The organism is Skermanella sp., from assembly GCF_059503625.1.
In genome coordinates, this window is the sequence record NZ_JCACHA010000442.1 from 1 (window position 1) to 2,359 (window position 2,359).

Sequence of the window (2,359 nt, forward strand, 5' to 3'; positions counted from 1 at the left end):
CAGACCGATCGCGCCGGTCCCCGCCGTCGACGCCGGCCGACAACTCCTCGGCGCTCGGAAGCGGCCCCCGGAGCGCACGCACCAGGGCGACCGCGATACGCTCCGGGTCCCGTTCCGCCAGCAGGGTCCGGGCAACGGCCAGATCTTCTTCCGAAACGTCCTCGGCGGCGAGGGATATCGCTTCGCGCTCCAGCCGTTCGCGGTCGCGTGCCAGCACCTCCTCGGCGGCGGGCGGTGCGGACCAGGCGGCCCGCACACCGGCCTCCCTGAGGAGGCGCTCGGCGGCCCGGCGGCGCGTATGCGGCACGAGCAGGACGCTGGTACCCTTGCGGCCGGCCCGACCGGTGCGCCCGCTTCGATGCAGCAGCGTCGCTGGGTCGCGTGGCAGGTCCGCATGCACGACCAGCCCAAGATCGGGCAGGTCGATGCCGCGCGCCGCCACGTCCGTCGCCACACAGACGCGTGCGCGGCCGTCGCGCAGGGCCTGCAGCGCCCGCGTTCGCTCCGCCTGACCCAGTTCCCCCGACAGAGCCACCGCCGCAAAACCCCGTTCCAGCAGATTGCCCTGCAGTCGCGCCACCGCCTCGCGGGTGGCGCAGAACACCAAGGTGCCGCGAGCCTCGAAAAAGCGCAGCACATTAACCAGGGCGCGTTCGGTCTCGAGGGGTGCCACGAGCATGGCGCGGTACTCGATATCGCCATGGGGCTCGCCTCCCGCAGTCGCCTCGATCCGCAATGCGTCGCGCTGGTAGCGCTTGGCCAGGGCGGCGATGCCCCGCGGCACGGTGGCGGAAAACAGCAGGGTACGACGCTCCGGCGGCGTCTCGTCGAGGATGGCTTCAAGGTCCTCGCGGAAACCCAGGTCCAGCATCTCGTCGGCCTCGTCGAGCACGACTACCCGCAATGACGCGGCAGTGAGACCATCGCGCTCCAGGTGATCGCGCAGCCGTCCTGGCGTGCCGACCACCACATCGGCGCCCTCTGCCAGGGCGCGTCGTTCCCGGCGCATGTCGGTGCCGCCAACGCAGGTGACGATCCTGGACCCGAGGCGCGCGTACAGCCACTCCAACTCGCCGCCCACCTGCAGCGCCAACTCCCGCGTTGGTGCGATGACCAGCATGCGGGGCCGGCGGGCTCCTCGGTCATTTGGCTCCATTTCCATGAGGTTCGGCGCCGCACCCAGGCCATAGGCGACAGTCTTGCCCGAGCCGGTCTGCGCCGAGACCAGCAGGTCGCGCCCGGCAGCCTCCGGCTGCAGCACGGCTGTCTGCACGGCGGTCGGCTCGGCGTAACCGCGGGCGGACAAAGCTTCGACCAGGGCGGGATGGAGTGATGGAAAGGGCATGGCGAACCGGTTGCGCTCCACGCAGGGCAGGGGGATAACCTTCGTTCCCGGCTTCAAACCGCTCAGATACCGAGGACGCTGAACGGCGTGATCCGATCGGCGATCACGACCGTCAGCGACTCGTTGCTCAGGTCGACGATATGCGAACACGCCGGGTGCCGAAGCCGGCATCGACGTTGCCGGTCAGGGCGGACCTGCTTACGATTTTGTCTTTGGGTCATGGGTATGATGCCGATCCCGCTCACCCCCGCCTGTGCCGACCCGGCTGCGGTTTGAGTTGGTCGGCTGACCGGGTTCCGGCTGCCATCCGCTTGGCTGGTTCTTGGGATCGTCGACCGGTTTGTCGGCGTTCTGATGACTTGACCCGGGCCCGCCATGGTGGCGGTTTGTGTCGGCTGTGTTCCTCGACATCCTCAACGATCCTGCTGGTAGCCCTGATGGGTGGTGTTTTGCTTGGTATTGCCCTGGCGGTCCTGCTCCCGGAGGTTCGCCGGCGCCCTGCCTACCCCGTTCAAGTCCGCAACGGGGTTGCCCTCGTGGGCCGCTCCACCCGGTCCCTTGTCGCTGCGGCCGGCAGGGGGTACGGGAGGTGGTTGGTTTGCCATCCTGATCATCCCTTCACTTGTTGGAAAGTGATGCGAGAACAGGCCTGGCAGCTGACGGTTCCAAGCGAATGTTCTCCCATAATCGAAGTCATGCTGAATGCGGAGTGCAAGGAGGCCGGCAACGAGAGTCACTCCGCGAAGCCGATTTATTCCAATCCGAGCAAGGAGAATTTCAACTTACGATTTCGGCGTGAACGTGAGGGAGTTCTACTCACTTTATGGCACTCAGTGCCCGCTGCTGGGGATGTCCCATCCCGCTGTATATCGGTGACGAGGCGCTGGTGCCCTGTCAGCCTTCCATGGAAGGCCGGTTCCGGAAAGTTCCCGCCACGACCGGAAGCCGCTGGGTGATATGAGCTATGGCGGAAACTGGGTGATGACGAGGTGAGCAAGGCGGCGTATCGAGGTA

At 66.9% G+C, this 2,359-nt stretch carries 3 protein-coding genes; all 3 read right to left on the reverse strand.

What is annotated here, in order from left to right; genetic code table 11:
* A partial coding sequence (locus AC5JJ6_RS09685) for a DEAD/DEAH box helicase (protein ID WP_496041841.1) occupies window positions 1-1,345 on the reverse strand: 1,345 nt, incomplete at its 3' end.
* A 62-nt stretch (window positions 1,346-1,407) separates the two neighbouring features.
* Window positions 1,408-1,566: a hypothetical protein gene (locus AC5JJ6_RS09690; protein WP_496041842.1), complete on the reverse strand. Its 159-nt coding sequence runs from the start codon at window positions 1,564-1,566 to the stop codon at window positions 1,408-1,410.
* A gap of 192 nt (window positions 1,567-1,758) precedes the next feature.
* Entirely contained in the window at window positions 1,759-1,950 is a 192-nt protein-coding gene (locus AC5JJ6_RS09695) for a hypothetical protein (RefSeq protein ID WP_496041843.1), read from the reverse strand.
* Window positions 1,951-2,359 lie beyond the last annotated feature (409 nt).

Bases quoted from the DNA above. Each gene is read 5' to 3' on its own strand.
- AC5JJ6_RS09690 (WP_496041842.1), bottom strand. From the start codon at position 1,566: ATGACCCAAAGACAAAATCGTAAGCAGGTCCGCCCTGACCGGCAACGT.
- AC5JJ6_RS09695 (WP_496041843.1), bottom strand. From the start codon at position 1,950: ATGGCAAACCAACCACCTCCCGTACCCCCTGCCGGCCGCAGCGACAAG.